30 protein-coding genes are annotated in these 26,149 nt (G+C 72.8%); 15 read left to right on the top strand and 15 right to left on the bottom strand.

Annotation, left to right across the window (positions count from 1 at the left end):
- Positions 1 to 111: 111 nt before the first annotated feature.
- The 5 genes from hutI to hutH form a co-directional block, all read right to left on the bottom strand.
- A complete protein-coding gene (hutI, locus tag LUM46_RS06255) occupies positions 112 to 1,281 on the bottom strand; it encodes an imidazolonepropionase (RefSeq protein WP_274992914.1) in 1,170 nt (389 codons plus the stop codon).
- On the bottom strand, positions 1,278 to 2,678 hold the full coding sequence (locus tag LUM46_RS06250; protein ID WP_274992913.1) for a formimidoylglutamate deiminase: 1,401 nt from the start codon (positions 2,676 to 2,678) through the stop codon (positions 1,278 to 1,280). Before LUM46_RS06250 ends, hutI begins: the two co-directional genes overlap by 4 nt.
- Positions 2,675 to 3,985: an allantoate amidohydrolase gene (locus tag LUM46_RS06245; RefSeq protein WP_274992912.1), complete on the bottom strand. Its 1,311-nt coding sequence runs from the start codon at positions 3,983 to 3,985 to the stop codon at positions 2,675 to 2,677. Before LUM46_RS06245 ends, LUM46_RS06250 begins: the two co-directional genes overlap by 4 nt.
- On the bottom strand, positions 3,982 to 5,655 hold the full coding sequence (locus tag LUM46_RS06240; protein ID WP_274992911.1) for a urocanate hydratase: 1,674 nt from the start codon (positions 5,653 to 5,655) through the stop codon (positions 3,982 to 3,984). The genes LUM46_RS06245 and LUM46_RS06240 overlap by 4 nt, the downstream gene beginning before the upstream one ends.
- A gap of 87 nt (positions 5,656 to 5,742) precedes the next feature.
- On the bottom strand, positions 5,743 to 7,392 hold the full coding sequence (gene hutH, locus LUM46_RS06235; protein ID WP_274992910.1) for a histidine ammonia-lyase: 1,650 nt from the start codon (positions 7,390 to 7,392) through the stop codon (positions 5,743 to 5,745).
- Positions 7,393 to 7,591: 199 nt separating this feature from the next.
- Between hutH and LUM46_RS06230 the strand changes: the two genes are divergently transcribed.
- Entirely contained in the window at positions 7,592 to 8,359 is a 768-nt protein-coding gene (locus tag LUM46_RS06230; RefSeq protein WP_274992909.1) for an IclR family transcriptional regulator, read from the top strand.
- A 231-nt stretch (positions 8,360 to 8,590) separates the two neighbouring features.
- The gene (locus LUM46_RS06225) at positions 8,591 to 9,334 is read left to right on the top strand and encodes a fumarylacetoacetate hydrolase family protein (protein WP_274992908.1); all 744 of its coding nucleotides are present in this window, start codon (positions 8,591 to 8,593) and stop codon (positions 9,332 to 9,334) included.
- Positions 9,335 to 9,338: 4 nt separating this feature from the next.
- Here LUM46_RS06225 and LUM46_RS06220 read toward each other — a convergent pair whose 3' ends face one another.
- Positions 9,339 to 9,893, bottom strand: coding sequence for a small multidrug efflux protein (locus LUM46_RS06220; protein WP_274992907.1), 555 nt, complete (start codon positions 9,891 to 9,893; stop codon positions 9,339 to 9,341).
- A 155-nt stretch (positions 9,894 to 10,048) separates the two neighbouring features.
- Between LUM46_RS06220 and LUM46_RS06215 the strand changes: the two genes are divergently transcribed.
- The 4 genes from LUM46_RS06215 (at position 10,049) to LUM46_RS06200 (ending at position 13,264) form a co-directional block, all read left to right on the top strand.
- Positions 10,049 to 11,311, top strand: coding sequence for a sensor histidine kinase (locus LUM46_RS06215; RefSeq protein ID WP_274992906.1), 1,263 nt, complete (start codon positions 10,049 to 10,051; stop codon positions 11,309 to 11,311).
- Positions 11,308 to 11,910, top strand: coding sequence for a response regulator transcription factor (locus LUM46_RS06210; protein WP_274992905.1), 603 nt, complete (start codon positions 11,308 to 11,310; stop codon positions 11,908 to 11,910). The genes LUM46_RS06215 and LUM46_RS06210 overlap by 4 nt, the downstream gene beginning before the upstream one ends.
- Positions 11,911 to 12,050: 140 nt before the next feature.
- A complete protein-coding gene (locus tag LUM46_RS06205; RefSeq protein ID WP_274992904.1) occupies positions 12,051 to 12,680 on the top strand; it encodes a ClpP family protease in 630 nt (209 codons plus the stop codon).
- Positions 12,677 to 13,264 (top strand): ClpP family protease, encoded by a 588-nt coding sequence (locus LUM46_RS06200; protein ID WP_274992903.1) that lies wholly within the window; start codon positions 12,677 to 12,679, stop codon positions 13,262 to 13,264. The genes LUM46_RS06205 and LUM46_RS06200 overlap by 4 nt, the downstream gene beginning before the upstream one ends.
- Before the next feature lie 53 nt (positions 13,265 to 13,317).
- Here LUM46_RS06200 and LUM46_RS06195 read toward each other — a convergent pair whose 3' ends face one another.
- Together LUM46_RS06195 and LUM46_RS06190 are read right to left on the bottom strand one after the other, a co-directional pair.
- Positions 13,318 to 13,617 carry a helix-turn-helix domain-containing protein gene (locus tag LUM46_RS06195; protein WP_274992902.1) on the bottom strand — a complete coding sequence of 100 codons (300 nt, stop codon included), beginning with the start codon at positions 13,615 to 13,617 and terminating at the stop codon, positions 13,318 to 13,320.
- Between the two features lie 47 nt (positions 13,618 to 13,664).
- A complete protein-coding gene (locus tag LUM46_RS06190; protein ID WP_274992901.1) occupies positions 13,665 to 14,243 on the bottom strand; it encodes a CGNR zinc finger domain-containing protein in 579 nt (192 codons plus the stop codon).
- Positions 14,244 to 14,346: 103 nt separating this feature from the next.
- Between LUM46_RS06190 and LUM46_RS06185 the strand changes: the two genes are divergently transcribed.
- Positions 14,347 to 15,519, top strand: a complete 1,173-nt coding sequence (locus LUM46_RS06185) for an epoxide hydrolase family protein (protein ID WP_274992900.1) — start codon at positions 14,347 to 14,349, stop codon at positions 15,517 to 15,519.
- Between the two features lie 106 nt (positions 15,520 to 15,625).
- Positions 15,626 to 16,795, top strand: a complete 1,170-nt coding sequence (locus LUM46_RS06180) for a UDP-N-acetylglucosamine--N-acetylmuramyl-(pentapeptide) pyrophosphoryl-undecaprenol N-acetylglucosamine transferase (RefSeq protein ID WP_274992899.1) — start codon at positions 15,626 to 15,628, stop codon at positions 16,793 to 16,795.
- A gap of 38 nt (positions 16,796 to 16,833) precedes the next feature.
- Here LUM46_RS06180 and LUM46_RS06175 read toward each other — a convergent pair whose 3' ends face one another.
- Positions 16,834 to 17,301, bottom strand: a complete 468-nt coding sequence (locus tag LUM46_RS06175; RefSeq protein WP_274992898.1) for an ALF repeat-containing protein — start codon at positions 17,299 to 17,301, stop codon at positions 16,834 to 16,836.
- A 218-nt stretch (positions 17,302 to 17,519) separates the two neighbouring features.
- On the bottom strand, positions 17,520 to 18,236 hold the full coding sequence (locus LUM46_RS06170) for an SDR family oxidoreductase (RefSeq protein ID WP_274992897.1): 717 nt from the start codon (positions 18,234 to 18,236) through the stop codon (positions 17,520 to 17,522).
- A 92-nt stretch (positions 18,237 to 18,328) separates the two neighbouring features.
- On the opposite strand from LUM46_RS06170, the gene LUM46_RS06165 reads away from it, so the two are divergent.
- The gene (locus tag LUM46_RS06165) at positions 18,329 to 19,177 is read left to right on the top strand and encodes a LysR family transcriptional regulator (protein ID WP_274992896.1); all 849 of its coding nucleotides are present in this window, start codon (positions 18,329 to 18,331) and stop codon (positions 19,175 to 19,177) included.
- On the opposite strand, the gene LUM46_RS06160 is transcribed toward LUM46_RS06165, so the two are convergent.
- Complete coding sequence (locus LUM46_RS06160; RefSeq protein WP_274992895.1) at positions 19,174 to 19,302, bottom strand: hypothetical protein; 129 nt, start codon at positions 19,300 to 19,302, stop codon at positions 19,174 to 19,176. The two genes, LUM46_RS06165 and LUM46_RS06160, sit on opposite strands and share 4 nt — an antisense overlap.
- A gap of 57 nt (positions 19,303 to 19,359) precedes the next feature.
- Positions 19,360 to 20,064 (bottom strand): 1-aminocyclopropane-1-carboxylate deaminase/D-cysteine desulfhydrase, encoded by a 705-nt coding sequence (locus LUM46_RS06155; RefSeq protein WP_274992894.1) that lies wholly within the window; start codon positions 20,062 to 20,064, stop codon positions 19,360 to 19,362.
- Between the two features lie 112 nt (positions 20,065 to 20,176).
- Between LUM46_RS06155 and def the strand changes: the two genes are divergently transcribed.
- The gene (gene def / locus LUM46_RS06150; protein WP_274992893.1) at positions 20,177 to 20,764 is read left to right on the top strand and encodes a peptide deformylase; all 588 of its coding nucleotides are present in this window, start codon (positions 20,177 to 20,179) and stop codon (positions 20,762 to 20,764) included.
- Here def and LUM46_RS06145 read toward each other — a convergent pair.
- Positions 20,730 to 21,077: a hypothetical protein gene (locus tag LUM46_RS06145; RefSeq protein ID WP_274992892.1), complete on the bottom strand. Its 348-nt coding sequence runs from the start codon at positions 21,075 to 21,077 to the stop codon at positions 20,730 to 20,732. The two genes, def and LUM46_RS06145, sit on opposite strands and share 35 nt — an antisense overlap.
- Positions 21,078 to 21,285: 208 nt before the next feature.
- Here LUM46_RS06145 and LUM46_RS06140 point away from each other — a divergent pair, with 208 nt between their 5' ends.
- From LUM46_RS06140 to LUM46_RS06120, 5 genes are all read left to right on the top strand, one after another.
- Positions 21,286 to 21,831 carry an RNA polymerase sigma factor gene (locus tag LUM46_RS06140; RefSeq protein WP_274992891.1) on the top strand — a complete coding sequence of 182 codons (546 nt, stop codon included), beginning with the start codon at positions 21,286 to 21,288 and terminating at the stop codon, positions 21,829 to 21,831.
- The gene (locus LUM46_RS06135; RefSeq protein ID WP_274992890.1) at positions 21,828 to 22,322 is read left to right on the top strand and encodes a hypothetical protein; all 495 of its coding nucleotides are present in this window, start codon (positions 21,828 to 21,830) and stop codon (positions 22,320 to 22,322) included. The genes LUM46_RS06140 and LUM46_RS06135 overlap by 4 nt, the downstream gene beginning before the upstream one ends.
- Before the next feature lie 262 nt (positions 22,323 to 22,584).
- The gene (locus LUM46_RS06130; protein WP_274992889.1) at positions 22,585 to 23,268 is read left to right on the top strand and encodes a YceI family protein; all 684 of its coding nucleotides are present in this window, start codon (positions 22,585 to 22,587) and stop codon (positions 23,266 to 23,268) included.
- A 42-nt stretch (positions 23,269 to 23,310) separates the two neighbouring features.
- Entirely contained in the window at positions 23,311 to 23,835 is a 525-nt protein-coding gene (locus LUM46_RS06125; RefSeq protein WP_274992888.1) for a sigma-70 family RNA polymerase sigma factor, read from the top strand.
- On the top strand, positions 23,832 to 24,641 hold the full coding sequence (locus tag LUM46_RS06120) for an anti-sigma factor family protein (RefSeq protein WP_274992887.1): 810 nt from the start codon (positions 23,832 to 23,834) through the stop codon (positions 24,639 to 24,641). Before LUM46_RS06125 ends, LUM46_RS06120 begins: the two co-directional genes overlap by 4 nt.
- Positions 24,642 to 24,661: 20 nt before the next feature.
- Here the strand turns inward: LUM46_RS06120 and LUM46_RS06115 are convergent, their stop codons facing one another.
- Entirely contained in the window at positions 24,662 to 25,135 is a 474-nt protein-coding gene (locus LUM46_RS06115; protein WP_274992886.1) for a nitroreductase/quinone reductase family protein, read from the bottom strand.
- A gap of 161 nt (positions 25,136 to 25,296) precedes the next feature.
- Positions 25,297 to 26,148, bottom strand: coding sequence for a carbohydrate ABC transporter permease (locus LUM46_RS06110; RefSeq protein ID WP_274992885.1), 852 nt, complete (start codon positions 26,146 to 26,148; stop codon positions 25,297 to 25,299).
- Position 26,149 lies beyond the last annotated feature (1 nt).

Raw genomic sequence — 26,149 nt, 5'->3', positions numbered from 1 at the left:
GTGCTGACGCGAACGAAGTCCGGCCCTGCTGGCACCCGCCGATCCAGCACACCCTGCTCCGCCGAGCCGCCGGCTCTTCCGGACAGGCCCCCGGCGCCCGGCAAGGGGGCGTCAGACCCGGGTCCCGTCCTTCCAGACCTCGGACACCAGCGGCACGCCCGGGCGGTAGGCCAGGTAGGTGTGGCTGGGGGCGTCGAGGACGGTGAGGTCGGCGCGGGCCCCGACGCGCAGGTGGCCGACGTCGTCCCGGCGAAGTGCCGCCGCTCCGCCCGCCGTCGCCGACCAGAGGGCCTCCGCGGGGCTCATCCGCATCTCACGCACCGCGAGCGCCACGACGAACGGCATGGACGAGCTGTAGCCCGAGCCCGGGTTGCAGTCGGTGGCCAGCGCGACCGGCGCGCCTGCGGCGAGCAGCCGGCGCGCGTCCGGGTACGGCGACCGGGTGGAGAACTCGACGGCGGGCAGCAGGGTCGCCACGGTGTCCGACCCGGCCAGCGCGTCGACGTCGGCGTCGGTCAGGTGGGTGCAGTGGTCGACGCTCGCCGCGCCGACCTCGACCGCGAGCCGGACTCCCGGGCCCGCCGAGAGCTGGTTGCCGTGCACCCGGGCGAGCAGGCCGGCTCGCAGTCCGGCCCGCAGCACGGCGCGGGACTCGTCCTCGTCGAACGCGGTGGGCGCGGCGGGCTCGCAGAACACGTCGACCCAGCGGGCGTGCGGCGCGCAGGCGGCGAGCATCGGCCCGGTCACGAGGCGGAGGTACCCGGCGCGGTCGTCGGCGTACTCGGCGGGGACGGTGTGGGCCCCGAGGTACGTCGTCTCCGGCGTGAGCTCCCGGGCGATCCGCAGCATGCGGGCCTCGGTGGCGACGTCCTGGCCGTAGCCGCTCTTGATCTCGACGGTGGTGGTGCCCTGTGCGAGCATCTCGCGCACCAGGGCCTGGCCGCGCGCCCGCAGGGTGTCCTCGCTCGCCGTCCGCGTGGCGGCGACGGTGGTGGCGATGCCGCCGCCCGTGTACGGCTCGCCGGTCATGCGTGCGGCGAACTCCGCGGCCCGGTCGCCCGCGAACACCGTGTGGGAGTGCGAGTCCACGAAGCCGGGGATCACGCACCGCCCCCCGAGGTCCACCGCGCTGTCGGCGGCGGGCGCCGACGCGGCGGGCCCCGTCCAGGCGATCCTGCCGGCCTGCACGACGATCGCGGCGTCCGGCACGATGCCGGGCCCGTCGCCGTGCGCCGGGTCGTGGGTGACCAGCTCACCGATGTTGGTCAGCAGCACGCTCATGTCCTGGTCTCCTTCGTCACGTCCTGGCCGGCGGCGGCCCAGACCTCCTCGATCGCGTCCGCGAGCATGCGCGCGACGTTCCCGGCCCGGTGTTCGCCGTGGTGGACGACGAGCTCGCCGCCCGCCACGACGTCGGACACGTCGGCGGCGCCCGCAGCCAGCACCACCTGCGCGGGGTCGATCCCGGCCGTGCGCACCGTGTCCAGGCGGATCGCCACGAGGTCGGCGGGCGCCCCGGCGGCGATCCGGCCGGCGTCCGGCCGGCCGATCGCGGCGTGCCCGGCCGACGTCGCGAGCTCGACCAGCGTCGCGGGCGGGAACGCGCCCCGCCGCCCGGTCGCGAGGCGTTCGTGCTCCTCGACGCCCCGCGCCTCGGCGAGCACGTCGGCGCCGACGTGCTGGTCCGTGCCGACCGACAGCGGGCTGCCCGCCCGCAGCAGCCGAAGACCGGGGGCGATGCCGTCGGCGAGGTCGCGCTCCGTCGTCGGGCAGAGGCAGACCCCCGTGCCGGAGGTGCCGAGCAGCGTCACGTCGTCGTCGGTCAGGTGCACGGCGTGCACGGCGGTGGTGCCGGGCCCGAGCGCTCCGGCGTCGTGCAGCAGCCGCGTCGGGGTGACGCCGAAGGCCGCGAGCGCCGCCTCGTTCTCCCCGGGCTGCTCGGACAGGTGGACGTGCAGCGGCGCTCCGGCCTGCTGCGCCCAGCGGGCCAGCTCCGCGAGCTCCGTTGGTGCGACGGCGCGCACCGAGTGGGCGGCGGCGCCGACGAGCACGCGGTCGTCGTCGGCCCAGGCGGCCCGCAGCGCGTCCACGCGCCGTGCCCACGCCTCGACGGTGCCGTCGCCGAAGCGTGCCTGCTCGGGCGCGAGCGGCTCGTGGCCGCCGGGGCCGAGGCCGCCGTGCAGGTAGCAGGTGTCGAGCAGGGTGAGGTGCACCCCGGCGTCGCGCGCGGCGGAGCGCAGGGCCTCGGCCATGGTGTTCGGCCCACCCTCGGGCGCCGGGTAGGGCGTCCCGTCGGCGCGGTGGTGCACGTAGTGGAACTCGCCGACGGCCGTCGTGCCGCCCAGGGCCAGCTCCGCGAGGACGGCGCGCGCCAGCCGCTCGTACAGCTCCGGGGTCAGGGCCGTGGCCAGGGCGTACATCCCCTCGCGCCAGGTCCAGAACGAGCCGCCGTCCGCGTGCGTCCGGCCGCGCAGGGCGCGGTGGAACGCGTGCGAGTGCGCGTCGGCGAGCCCGGGCAGCACGAGCCCGCCCAGCCGCACGTCGCCGTCCGCCGCCGGGGCGCCGACCTCGACCGCGGCGATCCGGCCTCCGGCCGTCTCGAGCCGCACGGACGCGGCGACCCCGCCCGGCGTCCCGCCGTCCCCGGGCAGCCAGGCCCGCTCGCACCAGAAGCTCATCGGCTCTCCCCGACGGTGAGGAGGTCCGCGAGGACAGCGGTCAGGGCGCGGACCCCGGCGTCGCAGTCGGCCTCCTCCGCGAGCTCCGCCGGTGAGTGGGAGATGCCTGTCGGGTTGCGCACGAACAGCATCGCCGTGGGCACGCCGGCCGCCGCGAGGATCCCGGCGTCGTGCCCGGCGCCCGTCCCGATCACGGGTGCGGGCAGGTCGGAACCCGGCCGCCCGACGACGTCCGCGAGCCGCGCCGCGAGTACCGGGTCGAACACCGTGGCGGGCGTCCAGGACTCCTGGACCAGCTCCCACCCGGCACCGGATCCGTCGGGTGCCGAGCTGGAGGACAGGTGTGTCAGCACACTGCGGACCGTGGACTCCTGATCCGCGCGGGCGTCGATCCACGCGCGGACGCGGGACGGGATCGCGTTGACGCCGTTCGGCTCGACCTGAACCTTGGCCAGCGTGGCGAGCGCTCCCGCATGCTCGGCGGCCGAGCGGACGTCGGTGACGAGCCGGGAGAGGTCCAGCATCGGGTCGTGGCGGTGGGCCAGCGGGGTGGTGCCGGCGTGGTTCGCCTCGCCCACCAGGTCGACACGCCAGCGACCGTGCGGCCAGATCGCGGCGCCGACGGCGACGGGAGCCTCCTCACCGGGCGGAAGGTCGGCGAGGTACCGGCCCTGTTCCACATGGAGCTCGACGAAGACGCCGACGCGCGCCAGGGCCTCTTCGTCGCGCCCGTAGTGCGCGGGCCCGAACCCTGCGGTCGGGTCGCCCGAACCCGCGCGGCCGACCCGGTCCAGCACGTCGGCGAGGCTGTCCCCGGCGCCGTCGCGCAGGGCGAGCAGCCGGTCGGCGGGCACGGTGCCCGTGACGGCCCGCGACCCCAGGCAGGCGAGCCCGAACCGGGCGCCCTCCTCGTCGGAGAAGTTCACGATCCCGAGCGGCCGCGCCGGGCGCACGCCCGCGGCGCGCAGGGCGTCGAGCGCCGCGAACGCGCTCGCCACCCCGAGCGGGCCGTCGAACGCGCCGCCCCCGGGCACCGAGTCGAGGTGGCTGCCGGTCACGACGCCCGGCCCGTCGGCGTCCGGGTCGCCCCACCACGCCCACTGGTTGCCGGCGCGGTCGGTCACCACGGTCAGGCCCCGAGCGTCTGCCTCGGCGGCGAACCACTCGCGCAGCGCAAGGTCGTGCGTGGTCCACGCGAACCGCTCGTAGCCGCCCGACGGCGCCCGCCCGACGTCGGCGATCGCCGCGAGCAGCCGGCCCGCCGACGTCGTGCCGGCCGGGGTCGTGCCGGCCGGGGTCGCCGTCACGGCCTCTCCCGCATCGGGACGCGCAGCCCGCCGCGCTCGGCGGCGGCCACCGCGTCGTCGTACCCGGCGTCGACGTGCCGCAGCACGCCGGTCGCGGGGTCGTTGGCGAGCACGCGGGCCAGCTTCTCGGCGGCGAGCGGCGTGCCGTCGGCCACCGAGACCTGGCCGGCGTGGAGCGACCGGCCCATCCCGACGCCGCCGCCGTGGTGGATGGAGACCCACGTAGCGCCGGAGGCGGTGTTCATGAGGGCGTTCAGGAGCGGCCAGTCGGCGATGGCGTCGGACCCGTCCGCCATGGCCTCGGTCTCCCGGTACGGGGACGCGACCGAGCCCGAGTCGAGGTGGTCACGCCCGATCGCGAGCGGCGCGGAGATCTCCCCCGACGCCACCAGCTCGTTGAACCGGAGCCCCGCGGCGTCACGCTCGCCGTGCCCGAGCCAGCAGATGCGGGCGGGCAGGCCCTGGAAGGCGACCCGTTCCTGCGCCGCGCGGATCCAGCGGCCCAGGTGGTCGTTCTCGGGGAAGAGGTCGAGCACGGCCTTGTCGGTGACGGCGATGTCCTTGGGGTCCCCCGACAGGGCGGCCCAGCGGAACGGGCCCTTGCCCTCCGCGAACAGCGGGCGGATGTACGCGGGCACGAAGCCGGGGAAGTCGAACGCCCGGCCGTACCCGCCCTGGCGGGCCTCGTCGCGGATCGAGTTGCCGTAGTCGAACACCTCTGCGCCCGCGTCCTGGTAGCCGACCATGGCCTCGACGTGCCGCGCCATCGACTCCCGCGCGCGGTCCGTGAACCCCACGGGGTCCTTCTCGGCCTCGGCGGCCCAGTCCTCCAGCGCGACGCCGGACGGCAGGTACGACAGCGGGTCGTGCGCGGAGGTCTGGTCGGTGACGATGTCGAGCTCGACGCCGCGACGCAGCAGCTCCGGCACGACGTCGGCGGAGTTGCCGACCACGCCCACCGACAGCGCGCGCCGCTCCTTCTTCGCCGCGAGCGCCAGCTCGACCCCTTCGTCCAGCGACGAGGCGACGACGTCGAGGTAGCGGGTCTCGACACGGCGGTGCAGGCGGGCGGGGTCGACGTCGACCACGAGGCACACGCCGCCGTTGAGCGTCACCGCGAGCGGCTGGGCGCCGCCCATGCCGCCGCAGCCACCGGTCAGGGTCAGGGTGCCGGCCAGCGTGCCGTCGAACGACTTCGCCGCCACCGCCGCGAACGTCTCGTACGTGCCCTGCAGGATCCCCTGCGTCCCGATGTAGATCCACGACCCGGCGGTCATCTGCCCGTACATCGTCAGGCCGAGCTGCTCGAGCCGGCGGTGCTCGGGCCACGTCGCCCAGTCGCCCACGAGGTTCGAGTTGGCGATGAGCACGCGCGGCGCCCACTCGTGGGTCCGCAGCACGCCGACCGGGCGGCCGGACTGCACCATCAGCGTCTCGTCGTCGCGCAGGTCGGTGAGCGAGCGGACGATCGCGTGGTAGCTCGGCCAGTCCCGCGCGGCGCGGCCGGTGCCGCCGTAGACGACCAGGTCGTCGGGCCGCTCGGCCACCTCGGGGTCGAGGTTGTTCATCAGCATGCGCAGCGGGGCCTCGGTCTGCCAGCTGCGGGCGGTCAGGGTGGTACCCCGTGCCGCCCGGACGGGCACGGGGACCCCCCGGTCAAGCTTCTCCATGAGTGCCTCTCCTTCGTGGTTGTGGGCGTGATCGTTGCGACGTCCTACCCGTTTCAGGCGCACAGCTCGCGCCCACAGCACAGGGGGTCACAGGAGGGAGCCCACCGCGGATGCCGGCGCCTCCGCGATGGCGCCGGTCGCCACGAGGCGGACCACGTGCTCGATCTCCGGCGCGAGATAGCGGTCCGGTCCGGGACCGGGCACGACGGCGCGGACGGCGTCGTGCACCGCGCCCGTGCCCGCCGCGGGCGCCTCCGCACGGAAGTCGAGGGCTCGCGTGGCCGTGAGCACCTCGATGGCGAGCACCCGCGTGAGCCCGTCGACGGACCGGCGGAGCTTGCGGGCGCCCGACCAGCCCATGGAGACGTGGTCCTCCTGCATCGCGGAGCTCGGGATGGAGTCCACGCTGGCGGGCGCGGCCAGGCGCTTCATCTCCGAGACGATCCCTGCCGCCGTGTACTGGGCGATCATGTGCCCCGAGTCGACGCCGGGGTCGTGCGCGAGGAACGCGGGCAGACCCTCGGAGCGCGACACGTCGAGGAACCGGTCGGTGCGCCGCTCGCTCATGCTGGCCAGGTCGGCGGCCGCGATGGCGAGGAAGTCCAGCACGTACGCGACCGGAGCGCCGTGGAAGTTGCCGTTGGACTCCACCCGCCCGTCGACCGTGACCACCGGGTTGTCGATGGCGGACGCCAGCTCCCGGCCCGCCACCGTGGCGGCGTGCTCCAGGGTGTCGCGGGCGGCGCCGTGCACCTGGGGCGCGCAGCGCAGCGAGTAGGCGTCCTGGACGCGGGTGCACGCGGGGTTTCCGGCGTCGTCCAGCTCGCGGTGGCTCGCCATGAGGGGCGAGCCCGCCAGGACCTGCCGCATGTTCGACGCCGACGCTGCCTGGCCGGGGTGCGGGCGCATGCCGATCAGGTCCTCGGCGAACGGGGCGTCCGAGCCGAGCAGGGCCTCGACGCTGAGCGATGCGGCGACGTCGGCGGTGGTCAGGAGGCGCCGCAGGTCGTGGATGGCGAGGCAGAGCATGCCCAGCATGCCGTCCGTGCCGTTGATGAGCGCGAGCCCTTCCTTCTCGGCGAGCACGAGCGGGTCGATCCCGGCTGCGGCGAGCGCCTCCGCGGCCTCGGTGGGCTCGCCCGCGGCTCCGTCGGTCGAGCGTGCCGAGACCCCCGGGCCCAGCACCCGCACCTGCCCTTCCCCCATCGCGGCCAGCGCGACGTGGGCGAGCGGCGCAAGGTCCCCGGAGCATCCGAGCGACCCGTACTCGTGCACCACCGGGGTGATCCCGGCGTTGAGCATCGCGGCGTAGGTCTGCGCGGTGACGGGACGGGCTCCGGTGTGCCCGGTGACCAGCGTCGCGAGGCGCAGCAGCTGCAGCGCGCGCACCACCTCGGTCTCGACCTCGGGGCCGGACCCGGCCGCGTGCGACCGCACGAGGCTGAGCTGGAGCTGGGCCCGCATCTGGGTGGGGATGTGCCGGCGGGCCAGCGCGCCGAAGCCGGTGGAGACGCCGTAGTGGGGAACGGTGTCGTGCGCCAGGTCGTCGATGACGGCGCGGCTGGTCGCCATGCGCGCCAGGGCGTCCTCGTGGATCTCGACAGCGGCGCGGTAGCGGGCAACGGCGACGACCTGCTCGACGGTGAGCGGCGTCCCGTCCAGGACGACGTGCTGGGGCAGGTCCCGGTCGGCCGGGCGGGTGGCCGGCGGCGTGGCCTCGTGGTGCAGGGTGCTCATGCGCTCATAGAACCCCGCTGAACCCCCGCTGGCACGCCCGCCCGGACGGATACAGTCTGGGATACGAGACTCGCAGTGGGTGGTGGGTGGTCGGCATTCCGTCAGGTGATCGGTAGTCCGTCAGGTAGTCGGTAGCTCGGAATGCCGATCACCTGACGAACTGCCGACCACCCGCCACCACCCGACGCAGGAGGGAGCCATGGCAGGCAGCAGCAGCGTTCCCGCCGCCCGCACGACCGCGCGGCTGCTCAGCTTTCTGGCGGCGCAGCCCGGGCCCGTGCCCGCTGGCGCCATCGCGCACGGCATCGGCGTGCCGCGGTCCAGCGTCTACCACCTGCTGTCTGTGCTCGGCGACGAGGGGTTCGTGCGGCATTTTCCCGACGAGCGCCGCTACGGCCTGGGCGTGGCCGCCCTCGGCCTGGGCAGCGCGTACACGCGGCAGGCGCCGCTCACCCGGCTGGCCACCCCCGTGGTCGCCCGGCTGGTGGAGGCCGCCGGGGAGAACGGGCACCTCGCCGTCCTGAACGGCCGGGAGGTGCTGTACCTGGTGGAGCAGCGGGCGGTGGGCCGTCCGCCCTTGGTGACCGACGTCGACGTCCACCTCCCGAGCCACCTCACCGCCAGCGGGCGGGCCGTGCTCGCGCTGCTGCCCCCGGCGCAGGTACGCGCCCTGTACCCGACGCCGGGGTCGTTCACCGGCCTGACCAGCGCCGGGCCGCGCACGCTGCGGGAGCTACGGACGGTGCTGCGGGAGGCGCGCGCCCGGGGGTTCGCGGTGGAGGACGGCGAGGTCACCGCCGGATTCGCGTCCGTCGCCGCGGCGGTGGTCGACCACACGGGACGACCCGTGGCGGGGCTGGCGGTGACCTTCCGCTCGGAGGCCTACGACGACGACGGGCGAGCCGGGCTGGCGGAGCAGGCGACCCGTGCGGCGCGGGAGGTCAGCCGGAGGCTGGGGGCGCGGTGAGGTGCCCTGACCCGCTGGTGAGCGACCACGACAGGTCCGGCCGACCGGTTCTGCTCGTCTCCGCGTGATCGGCCGGCCCGCGGTGTGCGATGCTGCCCGAGCCGTTCGGCAACCGGCACCATCGCCTGGGCATCACGAGGGCGAGGGAGCTCTCGGTGGGGATCGCGGGCGGCCACGACAGAGGGAGCAGTGCGCTGACATGAAGTTCTTCGACCTGACGGCAGTCGCCTGATGCGGATCGCCCGGATCGCCACGACGGACGGGCCCACCTACGCGCGGGCCGACGGCGACACGTACCTGGCGTGCGAGGACCCCTTCGTCGCCTTCGCGGCCGGTCGCGAGCCGCGTCCGACGGGTGCGGCCCCGGTACCGGCCGCACAGGCCGAGGTGCTCGCCCCGTGCGAGCCACGCGTGCTCGTGGGCATCGCCCAGAACGGGCCGGACGCCCCGCTGCCCGTGCAGGCGTGGCTCAAGAGCTCCCGCACGGTCGTGCCGAGCGGCACAGGGGTGCGGCTGCGGCGCGAGGTGGGCCGGGTCATCGCTGAGGGCGAGGTGGCGGTGGTCATCGGCCGGCCGACCGACGGGCTGGACGTGCACAACGCTCACGAGTACGTCCTCGGCGTGACCGCCGTGAACGACGTGACCAACCCCGACCGGAACGCCGTCGACGTGCGGAACTTCGAGGGCAAGGGCGGCGCGGGTTACACCCCGCTCGGGCCGTTCGTCGAGACGGACGTCGATCTCGATCGGGTGGACCTGCACGTCGCCGTCAATCGCGAGGAGCGTGCCGCGACCGGGAGCCACGAGCTGCCGTCGTCGATCGCCGCATGCCTCGCCTACGTCACCTCGTGGGTCGATCTCGGCCCGGGCGACGTCGTCATGACCGGTGCGCCGCACTCCCACTTCACGGTGGCGCCGGGAGACCTCGTGGAGATCACGGTCGCCGGGGCGCGGCTCGTCACGCCCTGCCTGTGAGCGATCAGGCGGCGGCGTTGATGACGCCGCTGATGATGAGGGCGGTGAGCGTGGTCCAGGCGATGATCGCCACGGCTTGCCAGATCAGGATGCGGGCCTTGCCGACGCCCGAGGCCGCGAGCATCGTGGCGGTGAAGTGCGTGGGCAGCAGCAGCGGGCCGAGCAGGCTCACGCCGGGGACGCCGTAGCGCTCGTAGGCGCGCTGGAACTTCGCGCGGCGCGCGGCGCTCCGGCTGTCCGGCCTCTCGCCGGGCGGTACCTCCAGCGTGGACCCGACGTGGACCGGAGCACCGTCCCGGGCCAGGACCTTCTCCCGGTGCCGGGTCACGACGGCGTTGCGCGCACCGGAGCTGAGCAGCACCAGCGCGGCCACGACGAGGAAGTTGCCGGCCATCGCGGCGATCGCGGCGACGAACGGGTTGATCCCACCGATGATCCCGATCGCGACGCCGCCCTCGCCCTCGACGAACGGGATGCCGCCCGCGACGGCGACGATCAGCGGCTGCACGAGCTCGGGCACCTGCCCGACGAGGTCCTGCAGGGTGTCGATGAGGCTCATGATGTGCTCCTGTCGCTAGGGGTCTCGGGGTGGCCCCCGGTACTGACTCCAGTCCACCGCTCGGGAGCGCAGCCCAGAAGTGCCTGGCTGTCACCGCTGTCCGGGCCCTTCCCACGCCCCACCCGTGACATGTGTCATGGCCGTAACCTGGGCGGATGAGCCGCCTGCCCGAGTCCGCCGCCCCCGAGCCTGCGGCGTCGGACGTCCGCAGCACGGCGCTGCGGCTGACGCGGAGCATCAACGTGACCTGGTGGTACGTCGCGGTGAGCGTGGTCTTCTTCGAAGGGACGGTCGTCCTCCTGGCGGTGGCTGCTGTCGCCGAGACCGACGCCGGCACGGTCGCGGCCGGTACGGTCGGGATCAGCGCCCTGCTCTGGTGGCTCGCGACGCTGGTCCCGCTGCTCGACTATCGGCACCGGTCGGTCGACGCACCGCTGATGATCTGGCGGCGCCACCTCACGCCGCTCCTGATCGGGGTGGTCTTCGGGCTCACGGCCGGGCTCGTGACCGAGACCTGGGTGGTGAGCCTCGCGCCGGTGCTCCAGGTCGCCATGCTGCTGAACTGGCCGCCGGGTGTGCGGTTCCGGCTGGTGCTGGTCGTGACCGTTCTGCTCGTCGCGCTCGCGGTGATCGACTTCCGCGCCCATGTCGCGGACGACAGCACCGCCAGCTGGATCCAGCTGGCCGTCTTCGCCGTCATCCTTCCGGTCGTCACCGTCTCCTCGCTGTGGTGGTGGGACGTGCTCGTCGCGCTCGACAAGGCTCGCGCCTCGGAGGCCAAGCTGGCCGCGACCCAGGAGCGGCTGCGCCTGGCCACCGACGTCCACGACCTGCAGGGGCACCACCTCCAGGTCATCGCCCTGCAGCTGGAGCTCGCCGAGCGGCTCATGCCCCGCGACCCGGAGGCGGGCATGGAACAGCTGCGCGCCGCACGCGCCAGCGTGGACGGCGCCCGGCAGGGCACGCGTGACCTGGCCACCCGCTTCCGCTCCGTGCCGCTGCGTGACGAGCTGGCCAACGCGGTGGACCTGCTGCGTGCCGCCGGTACGAAGGCAGAGGCCACGGTCGACCCCGACGCGTCGCTCGCCCCGGCGTCCGCCCTGGGGCCGGTCGTCCGGGAGACGACGACGAACGTGCTGCGCCACGGCGGTGGCCGGTGGGCGCGCCTGTCCCTCACCCGCACCGACGGGGCGTGGCGCTACGAGATCGCCAACGACGTCCCCGACGTACCTGACGTCCCCGACCTGCCAGGCGGCGCGGGCGGTGCAGGCCTGGAGGGGATCGCCCGGCGAGCTGCCGAGGCCGACGGCGACCTCGAGGTGCGGCGCGAGGGCGAGACGTTCACCGTGGTCGTCACGGTCCCCGCCGAAGACAGGCCTGCCCACGAGGCACCTGCGGAAGAAGAGGTTGCTGGATGATCCGTGTGCTGCTCGCCGACGACGAGGGCATGATCCGCTCCGCGCTGGCCGCGCTGCTCCGTCTGGAACCGGACATCGACGTCGTCGCGGAGTGCTCCGACGGCGCCGCGGCCGTGGCCGACGCCGAGCGCCTCACGCCGGACGTGTGCCTGCTGGACCTCGAGATGCCCCGCCTCGACGGCGTGGAGGTCACCGAGAAGCTGAACCGCACGACGGCCACCCGGTGCGTGATCGTCACCCGCCACGCCCGACCCGGCGTCCTGCGGCGTGCGCTGGCCTCCGGGGCTGCCGGGTTCCTGCCCAAGTCCCGCTCCGCCGACGAGGTCGCGGCCGTCATCCGCCGCGTGGCGGCGGGCGGGCGGTACGTCGACCCGGAGATCGCCGCCGACGCGCTGAGCGACGAACGCTCGCCCCTGACCGACCGGGAGCTCGACGTCCTGCGCGCCGGCCGGCGCGGCGAGACGACCGGCCAGATCGCCCGCACCCTGTCGCTCGCCCCCGGCACCGTGCGCAACCACATCTCCGCCGTGCTCGGCAAGCTCGCCGTCGACTCCCGCCAGCAGGCGGTGCTCCTCGCGGAGGAACGCGGCTGGATCTGACGTCGCCGGCCGGGTGGCCCCCGCTCCCCAGCGTGACCTCGCTGCCCCGACGTCGCTGCCCTGAGCAGCGCTGCTGAGAGCAGGGCTGCTCACGGCAGATCCGGCCCCGGGGAACCCCTCCCGGAGTGCACGGTGAGGTCATGACTGATGCACCGAAGGCGCCGATGTTCGGCGAGAACTCACGACGCGAGCTCTACGAGCGCCGCGTCCTGGTCCTGGACGGACCGTTGGACGACGACAACGGGACGCTCCTGATGACACAGCTGATCGCACTGGCCACCGAGGACCCGTCGTCCGACATCGAGCTGTGGATCCACTCCCCCGGCGGATCGGTGCCGGCGATGCTGGCGATCCGCGACATCATGCGAACCATCCCCAACGACGTCTCCACGCTCGTGCTGGGCATCGCCTACAGCGCGGGACAGTTCCTCCTCTCGGCGGGCACCCACGGGAAGCGTCGCGCGCTGCCGAACTCGCGGGTGCTGATGCACCAGGGCTCCGCCGGGATCGCGGGCACCGCCGTCGACATCGAGCTGCAGGCGGACGACCTGCGGCACACCCGCGACACGGTGCTGCGGCTGATCTCGGAGGACACGGGGCAGCCGGTGGAGCGGATCTTCGACGACTCGCTGCACGACCACTGGTACACGGCCGACGAGGCTCTCGACTTCGGCTTCATCGACACGATCGTGCAGGGCTTCGAGGGCATCCGGCCCCGCGACCGCCAGCCCACCGGATTCAGCGCCGTCACCGAGAGGAACGCACGATGAGCAGCTACACCATCCCGAACGTCATCGCGTCGCACCCCCGGGGCGAGCGGATCATGGACGTCTACTCCCAGCTGCTCTCCGAGCGGATCATCTACCTCGGCACCGCCATCGACGCGGGCGTCGCCAACGCCCTGATCGCCCAGCTGCTCCACCTGGAGTCGAGCAACCCGGACAGCGACATCCAGCTCTACGTCAACTGCGAGGGCGGGGACCCGAGCGCCGGGATGGCCATCTACGACACCATGCGCTACATCCGGCCCCAGGTGTCGACCACGTGCGTCGGACAGGCCGTGGCGGTCGGCGCCGTGCTGCTCGCCGCCGGGGCAGAGGGCAAGCGTGCGGCGCTCCCCCACGCACGCGTCATCCTGCACCAGCCCGCTGCGCAGGGCCGCGGCGCGATCCCGGACCTGATCCTGCAGGCCGACGAGGTGGTCCGTATCCGTGCGGACATGGAGACCTCGCTCTCCCAGCACACGGGTCAGAGTGTCGAGACGCTGCGCACGGACACCGACCGGGACCGCATCTTCACGGCCACCGCCGCACGCGAGTACGGCCTCCTGGACCACGTGATCGACCAGCGGTGACGCAGGGCGCGATTCCCGGGTCCGCCGGACCTACCGTCCGGCGGGCCCGGGAGTCACGCCGCCAGCGCGAACGCCGCCTGCACCGTCGGCTGCCGCATGGTGTCGCGCACGGCGACCAGCCGCTCGGCGACGCCGGAGACCAGGTCGACCAGCGGGACGTCCAGCGCACCGGTGACCGCCGCGATCATCTCGCTCGACGGTTCCTTGACGCCACGCTCGATCTCCGAGAGGTACTGCGGCGAGATCCCCGCGCGACGAGCGGTCTGGTCGATGGTCTCGCCGCGCACGTGACGCAGGTGCCTCAGGCGTTCGCCGACCATGTGCCGCCACAGCGGCTCTCGTTTTTCGGCCATACCTGAGCGTAGGACCGACCGTCCGGCCGACGGCGGCGCTTCTGCTGTCAGCAGCGGGGAGATCCGGAGTCCTTGCGCTGGTTGGCGAGGAAGCGCGCCTTCTTCTGGCGGTTCCCGCACGTGTTCATGTCGCACCACCTGCGGGTGCGGCTCTGACTGGTGTCGAAGAAGGCCGCCCGGCAGGTGGGTGAGGCGCACAGGGCCAACCTGCCGTCTCGTTCGCCGGCGACGATGCTGACCGCGTCGGCGGCGATCACGCCGAGAGCGTCCTCCACGCGGGACGGCGAGCTGAGCCGCCACCGCCGCTCGCCCTCGGGTGTCAGGACCGCCGCGGCCCGACCCTGAACGCTGCGGTCGTTGATGACCTGCACAGCGGGTGCGGGAAGCGCGTCCTGCGTAGCGGCCGCCGTCGCGGCGGCGTGAATCGACTCCCTCAGCTCCCGGGCGAGGTCGAGCTGAGCAGGGGTGCAGGAGTCCACGGCGAGGCCGTACTCCGCCAGCCAGTCGATCAGCCGCTGCGGCGTGGGGATGCGCTCCACGGCGTCGCCATGCCGCTCGGACAGAGTCCCCGTGAAGCTGGTCGCCAGCACGCTACCGAGGCGGAAGTCAGGGAACCCAGCGCGCATGGAACCACCTTAGACGGTTGCGACGCGCCCCGAGGAACTGTTAGAACCGGCTTAGCCGGTTCTCTCGATGAACAGCCCGGTTCCACGACGGCCAGGAGGTCTCATGCCCCGCCCGACCAGCGACGTGCAAGCATTCGAAGCCCACGCGCCCGACGCCGACCTCGACGATCTCCGTGCACGACTGGCCGCCGCACGACTGCCGGAGCCCGAGACGGTCCGTCCCGCCGGGCCCGGCAGGCGCCGATGGGAACAGGGCGTTCCCCTGGCCGACCTCGTGGACGTCGTGACCTACTGGCGCACCGGGTACGACTGGCGGCCGTTCGAAGAGCGCCTCAACCAGGTCGGTCAGTTCCGCACGACCATCGACGACCTGGGTATCCACTTCCTGCACCGCCGGTCGGCGCGTGCGGACGCCACGCCCCTGCTCCTGACGCACGGCTGGCCGGACAGCGTCGCCCGGTTCATCGATGTCGTGGACGAGCTGGCCGATCCGAGGGATGCCGACGCCCCGGCGTTCCATGTCGTGGTCCCGTCGCTGCCCGGCTTCGGTTACAGCGACCGGCCGGCCACCACCGGATGGGGCACCGAGAAGGTCGCCGCCGCCTGGGTGGAGCTGATGGGCAGGCTCGGCTACGCCAGGTTCCTGGCTCATGGCGGCGACTGGGGAGGCAACATCACCACGGTTCTCGCCGGCCGGTTCCCGGAGCATGTTCTCGGTATCCACACCACCTTTGCGGAGGCGCCGCCCGGGTTGACGACGGACGGGCTCACGGCGGTCGAGCGTGGGTGGGTCGAGGAGACCCGCGACTTCTGGGGCAGGCGCGCGGCGTACGCGAAGCAGCAGGCGACCCGGCCGCAGACCATCGGCTACTCGCTCGTCGACTCACCGGTCGGCCTCCTCGCCTGGATCCTCGACAAGTTCGCCGAGTGGTCCGACACCGAGGACAGCCCGTTCGAGACGATCTCCAGGGACCGCGTCCTCGACGACGTCACCCTGTACTGGCTCACGCGGACCGGCGCCTCGGCCGCCCGGATCTACTACGAGAGCCACAACTCGCTCGATCCCGAGCTCCGGGTCGACGTCCCGGCAGCACTCACCATGTATCCCCGCGACGTCGAGAAGTGCCCGCGCCCGTGGGCCCAGGAGCGGTACCGCCAGATCGTCCGCTGGAGGACGCCGGAGGCCGGCGGACATTTCCCGTCGCTGGAGGTGCCCGAGTACTTCGTCAGGGATCTGCAGGAAGGACTTTCGGCGGTGCTGGCCGCGAGCCGGTGAGCGCAGCACACACGTGTACCCAGGACCACAACCGCGAAGTTCAGTGCCCCGTGGATCCTCTACAGTTGACCCGCGCCCACCCCCTGCCGTCCTGGGAGATGTCTTCGTGAGTTCACACCCGCGCGAGTTCCGTCTGCTCGTCACCGGTGGAGGGACCGGCGGTCATACCTATCCGGCGCTGACCACGCTCCGCGCCCTGCAGGCCAGGCTCGCAGCGGAAGGCACCGCCGTCAGCGTCCTCTGGGCGGGCACCGCGGACGGCCTGGAGGCCACGGTCACGGCGTCCGAGGGCATCCGGTTCGTGACCGTCGCCACGGGCAAGATCCGCCGGTCGAGCAACCCGCTGGGCATGCTGAGCACGGCGAACATGAAGGACATGGCGCGCGTGCCGCTCGGCGTCGCGCAGGCCAGGTCGATCGTGGCCGAGTTCAAGCCGGACGTGATCCTGTCGACCGGCGGCTATGTCGCCGTCCCGATCGGGCTCGCCGCGGGCCGGCGTCCGCTCGTGGTGCACGAGCAGACCGTGCGGCTCGGGCTGGCCAACCGCCTGCTGGCGAAGCGGGCCACGCGCGTCGCGGTGTCCTCGCCGTCGACCCTCGAGCTGCTGCCGGAGAACGTGCGTGAGCGGGCCGTCGTGACCGGTAACCCGGTCCGCGCCGAAGTACTGCACGGGGAGCCGCTCAAGGCCGTCGACGCGCTGGGGCTCGACTCGTTCGACCCCGATCTCCCCGTCCTGTACGTGACGGGCGGGGCACAGGGATCGGTCCAGATCAACACGGTCGTCGCCGAGGCGCTGCCCTGGCTGCTCCAGCACGCGAACGTCATCCACCAGTGCGGGCCGAACAACCTCCAGGACATGTTCGACCGCACCGCCACCCTGCCTGCCGAGCTGGCCGCCCGCTACCGCGTCCTGGGGTTCGTCGGCGCCGAGCTGCCGGACGTGCTCGCCCTCGCCGACGTCGTCATCTCCCGCAGCGGCGCCGGGACCATCGCGGAGCTCACCGCGCTGGGCAAGCCGTCCGTCCTGGTGCCGCTCGCGTCGGCGGCCGGGGACGAGCAGACGCACAACGCCCGTCGGCTCCAGGACCTGGGAGCGGCCGTCGCGCTCCAGGGCGACGTGCACGAGCGGGACCTCCGGGCAGCGCTCAGGCCACTGCTGTCGGACGCCGGACGGCGTGAGCGGATGGCTCACGCCGCCCGGGAGCACGGGCGCCCCGATGCCGCTGAGCGGTTGGTCGACGTGCTGCTGGAGGCTGCCCGGCCGGCCGGCGAGTAGGTCGGCCGGCGAGCAGCGCGCCGGTGCGCAGGTGGGCGCTACTCCACCTCGTACCGGCCGGTCTCCAGGAAGTACGCCCGGTCTTCCGGTGTGCCCTCCAGCGCCGCGACAGCCGCCTGCCTCAACGCGGCACTCGTCCCCGGATCACCCAGGATGGTCGCGATGGCGACACGGTTGTCCTCGTCCTGAGCGATCCAGCGGCCCGTCTCCAGGAAGGAGGCGAGCGCCTCTGCGCTACCGTCCTCCAGCGCTTCGATCGCAGCGCGGCGTACAGCGACGCCGGACGACGGGTCCGCGAGGACGGTGGCGACCGCGACGTGGTCGTCCTCGTACTGAGCGATCCAGCGGCCCGTCTCCAGGAAGTAGGTCATGGCCTCCACGGTGCCGTCGTCCAGGGCTTTGATCGCCGCCGCGCGCACCGCCTTGCCCGTCCCGGGGTCACCAAGGATGGTGGCGATGGCGACCCGCAGCTCCTCTTCCGGATCCGGGACCGGGTCGTGGGCCACCGAGGCGGACGTCGGAGCCTGCCGAGGCTCTGCGGTAGCAGTGAGAGGAGCAAAGAGCAGCATCGACCCTGCAGTGGCCGTCACCGCCACCAGGGATACTGACCGAACGAGTCTCACGTGAAGTCCTCTCCGCACACGGGCGGGCACGGTGCACCGCCCGTCGTGCAACGTAACTCCTAGCCCTGCTGGTCAGCCACGAAAGCAGGCCTACGGACACCTCACCACGGCACCACCCCGGCGTCGTCGAAGAACTCACCCCGGGGACCGTCGTCCGGCAGGGTCGCGAGCCGGATCGCGACGGCGGCGCCCTGCTCCGGCGTCCGCGACCCGGCAAAGCCGGTGAAGTCGGTCGCCACGTAACCGGGGCAGGCCGCGTTCACGATGACGTTCGTGTCGGCGAGCCCGCGGGCGTACTGCGCGGTCAGGCTGTTGAGCATCGACTTCGACGGCGCGTACGCGGCCATCACCGGACCGGTCTGCAGGGTCAGCGAGCCCATGGTGCTCGACATGTTGACGATGCGCGGCGAGCTCGCGCGGCGCAGCAGCGGGAGCAGCGCGTTCGTCACCCGGACCACCCCGAGCACGTTCGTCTCGAGGACGGTGCGGACGACCTCGAGGTCGAGCGTCGTCGGGTCCTGCGCGCCACCGTCGGTCCGGCCGCCGATGCCCGCGTTGTTGACGAGCACGTCGAGCCGCCCCGCCGTCCGCTCGATCGCCTCCGCCGCCGCGGTGACGCTGTCGTCGGAGGTGACGTCGAGGGCGACGCCGAACGCGTCGACACCTGCCGCCCGCAGGTGCTCGACCGCCTCCTCGCGCCGCACGTCGTCACGGGCTCCCACTGCGACCCTGAATCCGATCGCCCCGAGGCCCTGTGCGATGGCGAAGCCGATTCCCTTGTTCGCGCCGGTGACCAGCGCAGTCTTCGTGGTGTTCACACCAGCCATGCTCGGCGTCCTGTGTGCCCCGCGTCCAAGACCACCTCAGTACGCTGTGATACTTACCAGGTATCAAGGAGTAGCCTGCGTACGTGCGCGATCTCGAGACCCGTGAGCTCCGGTACTTCGTCGCCGTCGCCGAGGAGCTGCACTTCGGCCGGGCCGCCGAGCGGCTGGGAATCGCGCAACCGCCGCTCTCCCGTGCGATCCGGCAGCTCGAACAGCGGATCGGCGTCCGGCTCCTCGACCGGGACCGCCGACGTGTGGCACTGACCGACGCCGGCAGGGTGCTGCTCCGGGAAGCCAAGGAGGCCCTCGACGCCGTAGCGGCGGCCGCGCGCCGGACCCGGCGCGCCGGGAGCCCGGAGCGCCAGCTGGTGCTCGCGACGAAGGCGGGCGCCTCCCACGAGCTGCTGCAACGTCTCCTGGCCAAGGCTGCAAGCGATCCCGGAACCGCCCCGGTCGAGGTCCTCCTGTGCGAGGTCGGCGAGCAGGCGGGACTGCTCAGGAACGGAAGCGCCGACGTCGCGCTCATGCACCGCCCGGTCGACGACCTCGCCGGGTTCGACACCGAGGACCTCTGCACCGAGGGCCAGGTGGCCATCGTTCCCGCGGGACACCCGCTCGCGTCCCGCGGGCAGCTCACCCTGGCCGACGTCGCCGACGTGCCCGGCCTGCCGATCGCCCGCTGGCCCCGGCTCGACGGGACCTACCCGGACGGTCCTGGGCCGGAGGTGCACACCCAGTCGCAGCTGGCTCAGCTCGTGGCGCTCGGCAAGACCCTGCTGGTCATCCCCGCCTCCAGCCGGGCCTGGCAGTGGCCCGAGCACGTCGCGGTGCCCGTGGTCGACGCGCCGGAGATCACCACGGTCCTCGCCTGGCCGGCCAGCAGCCGGTCCCAGGCGGTCGCGGCGCTCGTCCGGTCGGCGGCCAGCCTCTAGGCCTGAGGCCCCGGCGGGCCGGTGACCACGGCGAGGACTGTGGTCACCGGGGCGAACCGGCCCTGCGCCACCAGGTCGTAGACGCCGTACATCATTTTGGCCACGTAGACCCGGTCCAGCCGCACAGCGTGGCGCCCCTCGAAATCGTCGACGAACCGGACCAGCTCAGGCGTCGACTTCGCCTACCCCCCGAAGTGGTAGCCGGTCTCGATCTCCCAGTTGCCGGTCGATTCACCGAGCGCGGCACGCTGGAACGCGGCGACGTCGTCGGACAGGAAGTCCCCGCCCTTGAGCGAGGAGAATCCGAGCGCCCGCTGGTGCGGCGCGAGCCCGGCCGCGAGGCCGGCCAGCGTGCCACCGGTGCCGACGGCGCAGCAGACGACGTCGAAGTCCTCGGTGATCTCGTCGACCAGCTCGGTGCAGCCACGCACGGCCCGGACGTTGCTGCCGCCCTCGGGGAGCAGGTAGAAGTCCCCGAGCTGCTCGCGGAGCCGGTCGACCACGGCGGGCTCGGTCTTGCGCCGGTAGGTCTGGCGGTCGAGGTACGTCAGGCGCATCCCGCGGTCGACGGCGAACTGCAGCGACGGGTTCAGCGGATCGTGGGCCTCGCCCCTGATGACGCCGACGGTCTCGAACCCGAACAGAGCGCCCGCGGCAGCGACGGCCCGGATGTGGTTGGAGTACGCGCCGCCGAACGTCAGCAACGTCGAGGCGCCTGCCGTCCGCGCGGCACCCAGGTTGTACTTGAGCTTGCGCCACTTGTTGCCCGGCAGTTCCGGGTGGATCAGGTCGTCCCGCTTGAGCAGGACCCGCACACCGGCCGCGTCCAGGCGCGCGTCGTCGAGCACCTCGACGGGCGACGGGAGCAGCAGCGCGGGGCCAGGCATGTCGGCAGTCTGGCACGGGGCCAACGCCGCTCGACGGCGTCGGCTGGCTGTCCGCCCGCTTCCCGAGGACGATTCGACCGCACCAACTCTCGACCGAAGGAACGGACCCCGCATGACCCTCCCCCGCAGCAACTGCGCCTGGATCGACGGAGCCGCCGACGACAGCGTCGTCACGCTCGGCGACCCACGGCTCAAGGCGCCCACCACGGCCATCGGCGCGGCCGACGCCGGAGACCTGCTCGCGACGCTGGTCACCCGCCTCCGCGAGCTCAACGGCGCCGGCCTGGCCGCGCCGCAGATCGGTGTCTCGGTCCGGGCGGCGATCGTGGAGGTGCGCAGGACCGACGTCTTCCCCGACCGTCCCGAGACCGGGCTGATCCAGCTGCTCGACCCGGTCGTCGTCGACCGCTCCGACGAGACGACACTCGACTGGGAGGGCTGCTTCAGCGTGCCCGGCTACCTGGGCCAGACGCCGCGGGCGGAGCGCATCACCGTCCGGTACACGACGGAGGCCGGGGAGACGACCACCCGGGAGTTCACGGGCTACACCGCCCGCGTCGTCCAGCACGAGATCGACCACCTCGACGGCCTGGTGTACCTCGACCGCATGCCCGACCTGACCAGTCTCACGACAGCCCCGAACTACCTCGACCACCACCGGCCGGTTACGAATCCAGCCACCTGTCGTACTGCACGATGAACCGCACCGATCCCGCCTCGGCATCCAAGGCCCAGGAGCACACACGCCGCAGGTCGAACAGGCCTTGGAAGACATACGCCTCGCGGTCGGGCATCATCTCCGTCGCCATGTCCTCGCCCGACACCCCCGGCGGAGCGGTGACGGTCAGCTCGAGCCAGCACCCACCGGAGGCGCAACCCTGGCCTTCGGAGGTGACCCGGGCGCCGTCAGGTAGCGCCGGCAAGGACGACACGGGAGGAATGGCCGACTCGCTGAGGGCCAGCGACAACGGAGGCAGCGACAAGCCCACCACGGCGACCGCCGCGAGCGCCACCACTCCCCTGACGACCGAGCGGGTTCGAAGCATCCCCCAGTGTGGCACCGACCTGCCCGTGGGGTTATGGGTGATAACGGCCGATCGTCACGCCTCGAACACTCCCGCGTTCAGGAAGTCGGCCTCGAACGTCCCTGCGACGTCGTCGCGTGTCCGGACGTGAACCTCGCTGCCCGTCCGCGCGACTGCACAGAGGAGAGGAGGCGAGATGAGCGACGAGTTGCTTGTGGTCAGGGCTCAGCTGGGCAACCGGGCGGCGCTGGAGGATCTGGTGACGCGGTGGCAGAGACCGGTGTGGCTCTACGTACGCCGCATGCTTGACGCCGAACGCGCCGACGACGTGGCGCAGGAGGCGTGGATCGCCGTCGTGCGCGCGCTGCCGAGACTGCGTGAACCCGACAGGTTCGCCCCGTGGCTGTTCACCATCGTGCGGCGAGCGACGCTGAACCGGATGCGCCGCCAGTACGCTGACCGGCACGACCTGGTGGGTGACTTCGAGAGCGACGTCGACCGGCCCCACGACGGCATCCGGGATCCGGTCGACGGCCTGATGGACCGGGCCGAGATGGTTGCCCGGCTCGCGGGCATCCCGGTGCTGGAGCGCGAGGTCCTGGTCCTGCACTATCTCGAGGACCTTTCCGTCGAGGACTGCGCGCAGGTCTGCGGTGTCCCGGCCGGAACCGTCAAGTCACGGCTGAATCGTGCCCGCCTCATGCTGCGCGCGCACGTCGAGGAAGAGGGTGAGCGGACATGACGAACGAGGAACCCCGAGCCTCCGCACCGGAGATCGTCGCCGGACTGCACGGAACACTGTCGGCACGAGCCCGCCTGCGCGCCGTCGCGATCCTGGTCGTCGGTCTGGCGGGCGCCGTGTTCCTCGCGGCGCTGTGGTGGACCGAGCCGGGCCCGCTGCCCGTGCTCACCAGGGTGGCCTTCGGGCTGATGATGGTGTTCTGCCTCATCTGGGCGGTGTACGGGATCTGGCTGCTCAGGTCGCGCGTCCCCCTGTTCGCCACTGACCGGGTGGTGGCCGCGTGGATCGGCCTCGCGGCCTCAGCGCTGACCAGCTCCCTGCTCGTGGTGATGACCGTCCAGCGCGGGTCTGGGGCGTGGGCCGTGATCGTCGTTGCGACGGCGCTCGTCGCCGTCGCCGCCGTGCTCGTGGTCCGTGCCCACCGGCACCGGGCCGCCCTGCTGCGCCGCGAGCACGCCCTGACCGGCGGCGATCCGGAGCTCCTGGAGTAGGGACGTCGCTCGCCGGTCGGCCCACGTGAGATCGGTCGGTTGATCTGAGATCGGTCAATCAACCGACCGATCTCAGATCAACGGACCGAAGTCGGTGAGATCGGTCCGATGGCCGAACGAACCGAGCATCGCCCGCCGGATGACCGACCGAGCTCAGCAGTCCGCGACCAGTTTCGAACCCGGTTGAACCGATCCCCCCTCTCACCCGTAGTGAGAAGCAGAGGCCGGCAACGGGTCGGCCTGCGAACGAGAGGGGCGGGACGTGCGCAGAGGGACAAAGGTGGCGGTCGGTGTCGGTGCGGCGATCGTCGTGGTCGGAGGGGCGGCCGCGGTCTTCGGGCCCGGACTCTACGCAGACTGGGCGAACGAGGCGGCGGCGGATGCGCCCGCCCTGCAGTCGTCGGCCGTCCCGCTGCCCGACGCCGAGTCGGTCGCCGGCACGTGGACGGTCGGCGACGGGTCGTTCGCCGGGTACCGCGTCGACGAGGTGCTGCAGGGTGAGGACGTGACGGTCACCGGGCGCACCGAGGACGTCACCGGCGCGGTGACGGTCGCCGACGGCTCCGTCACCGAGGCGAACATCGAGGTCGACATGACGAGCGTGGAGACCGACGAGGCCAACCGCGACGGCTACTTCCGGGACACCGCGCTGGAGGTCGGCAAGTTCCCCACCGCGACGTTCGAGCTCACCGAGCCGGCGCCGATCGAGGAGGGCTCCACCTCCGTCGAGCTCGCGGGCGACGTCACGGTCCACGGCGTCACGCGGCCCGCCACGTTCGAGGCAGAGGTCGCGGGCGACGCGACCAGCGGCGACCCCGTGCAGGTCATCGGCAGCATCCCGATCACGTTCTCGGACTTCGACGTCGAAGCCCCGTCGCTCGGGTTCGTGACGGTGGAGGATGAGGGCAGCATCGAGTTCTCGCTGCAGCTCCAGCCGGGACAGTAACGAGCCCGGACGGTAACGACCAGGACCCGGAGGCGACGGGACGTGACCACGAGTGACCCGCCGGCGGGCGCCGAGGACCAGCTCCTCGCCGCGGTGCACGACACGCACGCCGGTGCGCTCTACCGGTACGTCGTGCGCCGCACCGGTGACGAGGAGGAGGCGCGCGACGTCGTGCAGGAGACCCTGCTGCGTGCGTGGCGGCACCCCGAGGTGCTCGAACGGTCCGAGGAGTCCGTGCGCGCGTGGCTGTTCACCGTCGCGCGCAACCTCACGGTCGACCACCTCCGCAGCGCCCGGCGCACCCGCGAGCGGGCCACCGGTCACGTCCCCGACCGCGAGGAGCGGGACGGCACGCAGGCCGTGCTCGACTCGTGGCTCGTCGCCGACGCGCTGGTGTCGCTCTCGCCGGCGCACCGGGCCGTCGTCGTGGGCGCCTACTACGGCGGCCGCTCGGTGGCCGAGCTCGCCACCGAGCTGGGCGTCGCGCCCGGAACGGTGAAGTCGCGTCTGCACTACGGGCTGCGCGCGCTGCGCCTGGCCCTGCAGGAGAAAGGAGTCACCTCATGATCCCGGCCGAGGGAGGACACGGCGGCGACCAGTACGCCGAGTGGGACGCGGCGTACGTGCTCGGCGCCCTGGGCCCGAGCGACCGGCGCGCCTACGAACGGCACCTGGCCGAGTGCGCCGCGTGCCGCGCTGCCGTCGCCGAGCTCGCCGGCATGCCGGGGCTCCTGAGCACGCTGACGGCGGGACACGCGGAGGCGCTCGTCGCGGAGGGCCCCGGAACCGGCCTGCCCGACGGCGGCGGGGCCGCCCCGTCCGACGTCGGCCCCGAGCCGGCACCGGTGGTGTCCCTCGCACGCCTCGCCGGCGCGGCCCGCAGGTCCCGCGCCCGACGCCGGTCCCTGCTGGCCGTCGCCGCGTCGGCCCTGGTGGTCGCAGGCGCGATCGGCGGATCCGCGCTCGCCGACAACGGCCTGTTCGGGCTGCCGGACGGCGGGGGCACCACCCCGCCGTCGGCCACCGTGGCCGGTGCCCGGACCGTGGAGCTGAGCCCCGTGGGCGACGCCGACATGCGCGCCGAGCTGGTCGTCACCCCGACGACCTGGGGCACGAGCCTCCGCTGGAGCTGCCACTACCCGCCGGCACCGGGGCAGCAGCCCGACGGGAGGTACACGCCGACGGAGCCGATCACGTACGAGCTGGTGCTGGTCGGGCGGGACGGAGCGCGCACCGTCGCGGGCACCTGGACCTGGTCGGGTGGCACGACGACCGGCCTCGACGCGTCGTCGGCGGTACCGCTGACCGAGGTGGACCGGATCGAGATCACCCTCGACGGGCAGGAGGAGGCACTCGCGGCGGCGACTCTCTGACGGACGCTAGGGGACGGACGCTAGGACGGTCGCCGCGGCTCCAGCACGACGACAGCCGTCTCGGTCGACCGGAGCGCGGCGTAGCCGTCAAGGTTCGTCTCGACCTCTCGCCAGAGGGCCCACACCCGCTCGCGCTCGACGCCCTGCGCCGCGTAGGCCTGCACGAACCGGGACCCGTCCACGAGATCAACGGTGGCCTCCGGGTGCGCACGCAGGTTGAGCCACCAGGACGGCTCTCCCTCGGCCCAGCCGTTCATCGCCAGGCAGACGAGGTTCGGGCCGTCCTCGACGTAGGCGAGGATCACGCCGCGCTCGCCCCCCGTGCGGCGTCCGGTGGTCGTCAGGCGCAGCATCCCCCAGGTACGCCCCCGCGGACGGCGGAGGCCCACCCGGCCCGCCGTGATCCGGTAGAGGCCCCGGTGCAGGCTCCACATCGTGCGGACGAACCAGCGCGGTGGGACCCGCGGCTCGGACGTGCTCTCGGCAGTGGTCACAGTCCGGAGTGTAGGGGCGCACGGGAGGAGGTAGTGCCGGGTTCACCCGGCCGACCCCCGTCGCGCCAGAAGGTCCGCTTCCGGAAGCGGCTGGGCGTGGAGAGCGATCGTTCTCCAGCCCGACCGCTTTCCCAAAGCGGACCTTCGCGGCGCCGCGGGCGTTACTTGATCGCGCCCATCGACAGGCCGCGCACCAGCTGCTTCTGCGCGATCCAGCCCGCGAGGATCACGGGCAGCGACGCCAGCAGGGCCGCCGCGCAGAGCCGCGCGAGGAACAGACCCTCGCTGGTCATGGTCGACACGATGAGGATCGGCACGGTCGCCGCCTGGGACGCCGTCAGGTTGAGCGCGAAGAAGAACTCGTTCCACGCGAAGATCACGCAGATGAGCGCCGTCGCCGCGATGCCGGGCGCCACCATCGGCAGCAGCACCGACCGCATGGTGCGCATCAGCCCCGCGCCGTCGATGGACGCGGCCTCGAGCACCTCACCGGGCACCTCGATGAAGAACGACCGCATCATCCAGACCGCGATCGGCAGGTTCATCGCGGTGTACAGGACCACGAGGGTCCAGATGTTGTCGAGCACCTTGAGCTGGCCGGCCACCACGTAGATCGGCACGATGACGGCCACGACCGGCAGCATCTTGGTCGAGATGAAGAAGAACAGCACGTCGCTGACCTTCTTCACGGGCCGGATCGACAGCGCGTACGCCGCCGGGACGCCGAGCAGCAGCACCAGCACGGTGGAGACGCCGGTCGCGATGACCGAGTTGCCCACGTAGACCATGGAGCCGCCCTCGATCACGGCTCGGAACTGGTCGAGCGTCGGCGTGAAGAACCACGTCGGCGGGTCGGAAGCAGCCTGGTTCTCCTGCTTGAAGGCCGTCATGGCCATCCAGGCGACCGGGAAGAAGAACCCGATGGCGAGCAGCCAGGTCACGGTGGTCAGGAAGCCGCTCGAGAAGCGACGGTTCGTCGCGCGCGGGGTGACCACGGGGGTAGCGACAGACATG

The sequence above is a fragment of the Promicromonospora iranensis genome, assembly GCF_028994805.1.
GTDB lineage: Bacteria > Actinomycetota > Actinomycetes > Actinomycetales > Cellulomonadaceae > Promicromonospora > Promicromonospora iranensis.
The sequence above is the reverse complement of the archived record's forward strand: the minus strand, read 5'-3'. Positions and strand labels throughout refer to the sequence as shown.

Excerpts from the sequence above, each read along its gene's own strand:
- hutI (WP_274992914.1), bottom strand. The coding sequence starts at position 1,281 with ATGAGCGTGCTGCTGACCAACATCGGTGAGCTGGTCACCCACGACCCG.
- LUM46_RS06250 (WP_274992913.1), bottom strand. The coding sequence starts at position 2,678 with ATGAGCTTCTGGTGCGAGCGGGCCTGGCTGCCCGGGGACGGCGGGACG.
- LUM46_RS06240 (WP_274992911.1), bottom strand. The coding sequence starts at position 5,655 with ATGGAGAAGCTTGACCGGGGGGTCCCCGTGCCCGTCCGGGCGGCACGG.
- hutH (WP_274992910.1), bottom strand. The coding sequence starts at position 7,392 with ATGAGCACCCTGCACCACGAGGCCACGCCGCCGGCCACCCGCCCGGCC.
- LUM46_RS06230 (WP_274992909.1), top strand. The coding sequence starts at position 7,592 with ATGGCAGGCAGCAGCAGCGTTCCCGCCGCCCGCACGACCGCGCGGCTG.
- LUM46_RS06225 (WP_274992908.1), top strand. The coding sequence starts at position 8,591 with ATGCGGATCGCCCGGATCGCCACGACGGACGGGCCCACCTACGCGCGG.
- LUM46_RS06220 (WP_274992907.1), bottom strand. The coding sequence starts at position 9,893 with ATGAGCCTCATCGACACCCTGCAGGACCTCGTCGGGCAGGTGCCCGAG.
- LUM46_RS06215 (WP_274992906.1), top strand. The coding sequence starts at position 10,049 with ATGAGCCGCCTGCCCGAGTCCGCCGCCCCCGAGCCTGCGGCGTCGGAC.
- LUM46_RS06210 (WP_274992905.1), top strand. The coding sequence starts at position 11,308 with ATGATCCGTGTGCTGCTCGCCGACGACGAGGGCATGATCCGCTCCGCG.
- LUM46_RS06205 (WP_274992904.1), top strand. The coding sequence starts at position 12,051 with ATGACTGATGCACCGAAGGCGCCGATGTTCGGCGAGAACTCACGACGC.
- LUM46_RS06200 (WP_274992903.1), top strand. The coding sequence starts at position 12,677 with ATGAGCAGCTACACCATCCCGAACGTCATCGCGTCGCACCCCCGGGGC.
- LUM46_RS06195 (WP_274992902.1), bottom strand. The coding sequence starts at position 13,617 with ATGGCCGAAAAACGAGAGCCGCTGTGGCGGCACATGGTCGGCGAACGC.
- LUM46_RS06190 (WP_274992901.1), bottom strand. The coding sequence starts at position 14,243 with ATGCGCGCTGGGTTCCCTGACTTCCGCCTCGGTAGCGTGCTGGCGACC.
- LUM46_RS06185 (WP_274992900.1), top strand. The coding sequence starts at position 14,347 with ATGCCCCGCCCGACCAGCGACGTGCAAGCATTCGAAGCCCACGCGCCC.
- LUM46_RS06155 (WP_274992894.1), bottom strand. The coding sequence starts at position 20,064 with ATGCCTGGCCCCGCGCTGCTGCTCCCGTCGCCCGTCGAGGTGCTCGAC.
- def (WP_274992893.1), top strand. The coding sequence starts at position 20,177 with ATGACCCTCCCCCGCAGCAACTGCGCCTGGATCGACGGAGCCGCCGAC.
- LUM46_RS06140 (WP_274992891.1), top strand. The coding sequence starts at position 21,286 with ATGAGCGACGAGTTGCTTGTGGTCAGGGCTCAGCTGGGCAACCGGGCG.
- LUM46_RS06135 (WP_274992890.1), top strand. The coding sequence starts at position 21,828 with ATGACGAACGAGGAACCCCGAGCCTCCGCACCGGAGATCGTCGCCGGA.
- LUM46_RS06120 (WP_274992887.1), top strand. The coding sequence starts at position 23,832 with ATGATCCCGGCCGAGGGAGGACACGGCGGCGACCAGTACGCCGAGTGG.
- LUM46_RS06110 (WP_274992885.1), bottom strand. The coding sequence starts at position 26,148 with ATGTCTGTCGCTACCCCCGTGGTCACCCCGCGCGCGACGAACCGTCGC.